Origin of the sequence: Gallicola sp. Sow4_E12, assembly GCF_052116305.1 — a bacterium.
Lineage (GTDB): Bacteria > Bacillota > Clostridia > Tissierellales > Peptoniphilaceae > JBQKLI01.
This window is the reverse complement of the sequence record NZ_JBQKLI010000036.1, coordinates 1-5,106: the sequence shown is the minus strand read 5'-3', so window position 1 is coordinate 5,106 and position 5,106 is coordinate 1. Positions and strand designations below refer to the sequence as shown.

4 protein-coding genes are annotated in these 5,106 nt (G+C 39.3%); 1 reads left to right on the top strand and 3 read right to left on the bottom strand.

Annotation, left to right across the window (positions count from 1 at the left end):
• Window positions 1-130 precede the first annotated feature (130 nt).
• The 3 genes from ACTQ46_RS10960 to murA all read right to left on the bottom strand — a co-directional run bounded on the left by ACTQ46_RS10960 (window position 131) and on the right by murA (window position 4,366).
• Window positions 131-790 carry a ComF family protein gene (locus ACTQ46_RS10960; RefSeq protein ID WP_441749852.1) on the bottom strand — a complete coding sequence of 220 codons (660 nt, stop codon included), beginning with the start codon at window positions 788-790 and terminating at the stop codon, window positions 131-133.
• Window positions 783-3,011 carry an SF1B family DNA helicase RecD2 gene (gene recD2 / locus ACTQ46_RS10955; RefSeq protein WP_441749850.1) on the bottom strand — a complete coding sequence of 743 codons (2,229 nt, stop codon included), beginning with the start codon at window positions 3,009-3,011 and terminating at the stop codon, window positions 783-785. The genes ACTQ46_RS10960 and recD2 overlap by 8 nt, the downstream gene beginning before the upstream one ends.
• A gap of 83 nt (window positions 3,012-3,094) precedes the next feature.
• Entirely contained in the window at window positions 3,095-4,366 is a 1,272-nt protein-coding gene (gene murA / locus ACTQ46_RS10950) for a UDP-N-acetylglucosamine 1-carboxyvinyltransferase (RefSeq protein WP_441749848.1), read from the bottom strand.
• A gap of 221 nt (window positions 4,367-4,587) precedes the next feature.
• On the opposite strand from murA, the gene ACTQ46_RS10945 reads away from it, so the two are divergent.
• The gene (locus ACTQ46_RS10945; RefSeq protein ID WP_441749846.1) at window positions 4,588-5,004 is read left to right on the top strand and encodes a pirin family protein; all 417 of its coding nucleotides are present in this window, start codon (window positions 4,588-4,590) and stop codon (window positions 5,002-5,004) included.
• Window positions 5,005-5,106 lie beyond the last annotated feature (102 nt).

Sequence of the window (5,106 nt, the reverse complement as noted above, 5' to 3'; positions counted from 1 at the left end):
AAATGATGAGTTTAGATCTTACTATCAAATTCCTGCAAATGAACCTCTAGAATTAGTTGAAATATTGTAAAAGAAATCCGTCAACTACCTTGACACCCATCGCTTCCCTCTATCACACTCCACACTTCTTTTAAATCTCTTCTTCTTGCCGAATCCAATATCCTTTCTCTTCTCTTTTTTCAGAGGCGATCACTAGACAGTCTACGGTCTTTGCTCCTGCTTTTAAGAGAGTTTCGGACAGTTCTCTTAGTGTTGCTCCCGAGGTCATGATATCGTCTAAAAGAAGAATTCTTTTTCCTTTTACCTTGGGATTGCAGTAAAAGGCGTCTTTTACATTTTCAATTCTTTCTTCTGCATTTAAGAAATGCTGATCTTCTGTTTCTCTTGACTTTCTTGAAGATAGGCTGAAATCTATTTTAAGCTTTCTGCTTAGCTCTTTGCCGATAATTGTGACAGGTTCGTATCCTCTTTTGGCCGCTTTTTTATCTGTATAAGGAACGGTTATTATTTCATCCCAGTTCTCTCGATAATCCTTAATATATGCATACAAAAGTTCTGTAAAAACTCTGTATAGATAGCTTTCGTTTCGAAACTTGTATCGGATAAGAAGGTTCTTTATTTCGCCGCCGTAGTAAAAGGGAAAGACACAGTCAACATCGGATAAAATACGGTTTCTCCCATAAACATACTCTATCTTTTCTAGACAATCTTTGCACAATCCCTTACTCTTTGTCCACTCTTCATGACAGTCCAGACAAAGCTTAGGATGAAATAACAGTTCTTTAATCATCGCCTTCATAAACTCCTTTATAAACTTGAATATATTCTCTTATTCTTTTATCCAAGGAAGAATGTCTACGGTCGTCAGGATTATTATGAATCATATAATAGAGATATTTCGGATCCCCTACAAGCACAACAACTCTTTTCGCTCTTGTTATCGCTGTATAAATCAAGTTTCGGGTTAAAAGCATATAGGGTCCAGGTCCGATGGGGATTATTATTACAGGAAATTCGCTTCCTTGAGATTTATGGATTGTAATGCTGTAGGATAAGGACAGTTCGTCTAATTCCTTATAGCTGTACTGTACTCTTCTTTCCTCATCAAAAATCACTTCGATAGTCCTTGCAGAAGGATCTACGTCAGATATCACACCGAAATCTCCGTTGAAAACACCCATGCCTTCTTGACCTTCTAGAGTTTTATAGCTTTTTGTATAATCATTTCGAATCTGCATTACACGATCTTTTTTCCGAAAGATCCGATCTCCTTGATACAGTTCTTCTTTGTCTGGGGTTTTCGGATTGATGACTTCTTGAAGGTTTCGGTTTAACTCTAACGTCCCCAACTCCCCTTTTTTCATAGGTGTAAGAATCTGAATCTCCTCCGGTCCCTCCAGTTTATAGTATTCTGGAAGCCGTCTGGCTACGAGTTCCAGCACTTTTTTTTGAATCAGGGAAGGATTCTTTTCCTGCATAAAGAAAAAATCTTTTCCTTTTTCATTAAGAATAGGTTCTTCTCCATGATTGATCTTATGGGCATTTAATACGATATTGCTTTCTTTTCCCTGACGAAAGATCGTCTTCAAAGAAATCTTCCTTATTTCTCCGCTCCGTATCATATCCTCGAGAACATTTCCCGCCCCAACCGATGGCAGCTGGTCTACGTCTCCTACAAATATTATCCTTGTCTCTTCTCCAATTCCCCGAAATAGACTTTCACAAAGGCGAAGATCCATCATAGATGCCTCATCTATGATCAAGAGGTCTGTTAAAAGAGGATTCTCTTCATTAAAATCAAAAAACATTCCTCTGCCTTCATCTACAGGTTTATATCCTAACAAACGATGAATCGTCTTTGCCGGCACCTTGCAGCTTTGTTCCAGTCTTTTCGCAGCTCTTCCTGTAGGAGCGCTTAAGGTTACCTCATAGCTTCTCTCTATAAACAGATCTACCACAGCCTGTATAATAGTGGTCTTCCCTGTTCCAGGGCCGCCGGTTATTATAAGAATCTGTTCTTCCAAAGAAGAGCGTATGGCTTCTTTTTGTTCTTCTGAGAAGGAAAGGCGATACTTCTTTTCCAGCTCTTTCCAGCGGTTTTCCAAATCTACGTCGATGATTTCTTTTCGACTAGCTATCTGGGCAATTTTTCCGGCAACTTTGATTTCTGCATCATAATATTCCGGCAGGTAGAGAACTTTCTCTTCGCCGACATATTCGATCAGTATCAGATTTTCCATCATCGCTTCTACAAGCATCTCATCGATATCTTCTGCTTTTAGATTCAATAATCTGGAGATTCTCTCCAATGCATAATCGTAAGGCATATAGCAGTGCCCGTTAGACTCCGCCTCCTGTTTTAAATAATAAACACAGCCGGATTTTATACGAAAAGGAGAGGAAGGATCCAGCTGATTTCTCAAGGCGATACTGTCTGCTGTTTTAAAACCGATACCCCAGATATCATTGACCAGCTGATAAGGATTTTCTTCGATTTTTTGTATCGTTTCATCCTGATATTTATCGATGATCTTTTTGCTTTGAGCCATGCCGATTCCAAGTCTCTGGAGATAAAAATAGACTTCCTGAGTCTGTCTTTGATCTTCTAAAGCTATCTTAATATCCTCAAACTTCTTTTTGCCGATCCCCTCTACTTCCATCAGTCTGGATGGATTTTCTTGGAGAATCGCCAGTGTATCTCTTCCGAAAACTTTTACAATGCGTTTCGCCATAGTTTTCCCCACATGGGGCAGGATTCCGCTTCCTACATATTTTTCGATCATTAGAGGAGAAACTTTTCCAGATTTCTCAACATCGGTCACTTGAAGCTGCTCTCCGTATTTGTCGTGATAAATCCATTCCCCCTCCATACTTATTTCTTCGCCTTCAATAATAGGGGGCATTTGGCCTGTAGCCATGATTTCTCCATCTTCTGACTCAACGCGGAGGACTCTATAATTATTCTGTTCGTTTTCGAAAACGATGGATTTTACGATTCCTTCTATCTTCATAGCTCCTCCCGGCATTTTCTTCAAAAAAAGCCGGTATAAATGATCTCCCCTTTATACCGGCTTTCTATAATACTATTAGATCATTATTCTTCGATACGATCTATTTTTGCTCCTAATCCTCTAAGCTTTCCTATAATATCGTCGTATCCGCGATAGATGTGATAAGTTTCGCCTATTTTCGTTTCCCCTTCTGCTGTAAGTCCAGCTAAGATCAAGGCGGCACCTGCTCTAAGATCCGTTGCTTTTACTTCAGCTCCTCGAAGTTTCGGAACTCCTGCAATCTGTGCTTCTTTCCCTTCAGTGGCAATAATCGCCCCCATTTTTAAAAGCTCGTCCACATGCATAAAACGGTTTTCGAAGACTGTTTCGGTAACTGTTGATTGTCCTTCGCAGATGGAAAGCAGTGCCATAAACTGAGCTTGAACATCTGTCGGAAATCCTGGATAAGGAAGAGTTTTGATATTTGCTCCGATGAGTTTTTTGCCTTTTCCAACAACACGAACCTTATCTTCATCTTCCATATCAAAAACTTCGCAGCCTACTTCTCGAAGTTTCGCTATAATCGGCGAAATATGGCTGACGATACAATTTTCTATCATAACATCGCCTTTCGTCATAGCAGCTCCTACCATATATGTTGCTGCTTCGATTCTATCCGGGATAATAGGATGGGTTGTACCGCCTAACTTCTCTACACCTTTGATCCGGATTGTGGAAGTACCTGCTCCTTTGACATCGCCGCCTAGTTTGTTTAAAAAGTTGGCAAGATCTACAATCTCAGGCTCTTTTGCCGGATTTTCGATTACGGTTTCTCCCTCCGCCATGGAAGCTGCCATCATAATATTCTGTGTTGCTCCAACGGAAGGAAAGTCTAAATAAAGTACAGTTCCCTTTAGTCCGTTTTCTGTTTTCGCTTCGATCTTTGTTGAATCGCTTACAATCTCCGCTCCTAATGCTTTAAAACCTTTTAAATGAAGATCTACCGGTCTCATTCCTATAGCACATCCTCCAGGAAGGGATGTCTTTGTTATGCCGAATCTCGCTAATAAAGGTCCCATCACTAAAAAAGAAGCCCTCATTTTGCTCATCAGGTCAAAAGGAGTTACGTAGCTTGTCAGATTTGAAGAATCGATTTTGATCGTTCTTTCATCCAAGTACTCTACCTTTGATCCTAGATGTTCCAATACCTGCAAAAAAACACTCACATCGTTGAGCTTAGGCACATCTTCTAATATAATAGGTTCTGTTCCCAATAATGAAGCTGCAATAATAGGCAAGGCTGAATTCTTTGCGCCGCCTATTTTTACTGTCCCTTCTAATGGACCATTATTCGAAACTATAATTTTCTCTTCCACTCGTCAAACCCCCGATTAATTTATATCTAACTTCTCTAATTTTGTCTTATTGTTTTATTATATCATAAAGACTATGGCTTTCCTATGTTATTCAACGTCTAAGAAGTTCTAAGATATCAACAAAAAGTCAACAACCCCTTTACATTGTTACTAGTTAGTGATATTATAGTTATAGAAGTTCAAAAACTATCCATCTACTTAAATGTTGAAAGGAGATATTCATGTTTAAAACAAATAGAAAATCAGTACAAGGCTATAGAACACAAGACGGTGCCGGCGTAAGTCTAGTGAGGGTTCTTTCTACAAAAGATGTAGAAGATTATGATCCCTTCCTAATGATGGACTCTTTTGATTCTACAGATCCTGAAGATTATTATAGAGGATTTCCTATGCATCCCCATAGAGGAATCGAAACAATCACTTATTTGATCCATGGCGAAATCGACCATGAAGACAGTTTAGGAAATAAAGGAACGATTCATGACGGCGATTCTCAGTGGATGACAGCCGGCAGCGGTATTCTTCATCAAGAAATGCCTCAGGAAGCCGAAAGAATGCTGGGTCTTCAAATCTGGCTTAATCTTCCTAAATCCGAAAAAATGACTTCCCCGAAATATTTTGATATTAAGTGGTGTTAGTATAAAATAGTGGACACCATAAGTGAGACACAATACAATCTAGATATAGAAAGGGTGTGTATCACAATGTCCTCTAAAGGTAAAAGATATACTAATGATTTC

What these genes read in the sequence shown, in the direction of transcription:
- ACTQ46_RS10960 (WP_441749852.1), bottom strand. Translation starts at nt 790, where the DNA reads ATGATTAAAGAACTGTTATTTCATCCTAAGCTTTGTCTGGACTGTCAT.
- recD2 (WP_441749850.1), bottom strand. Translation starts at nt 3,011, where the DNA reads ATGAAGATAGAAGGAATCGTAAAATCCATCGTTTTCGAAAACGAACAG.
- ACTQ46_RS10945 (WP_441749846.1), top strand. Translation starts at nt 4,588, where the DNA reads ATGTTTAAAACAAATAGAAAATCAGTACAAGGCTATAGAACACAAGAC.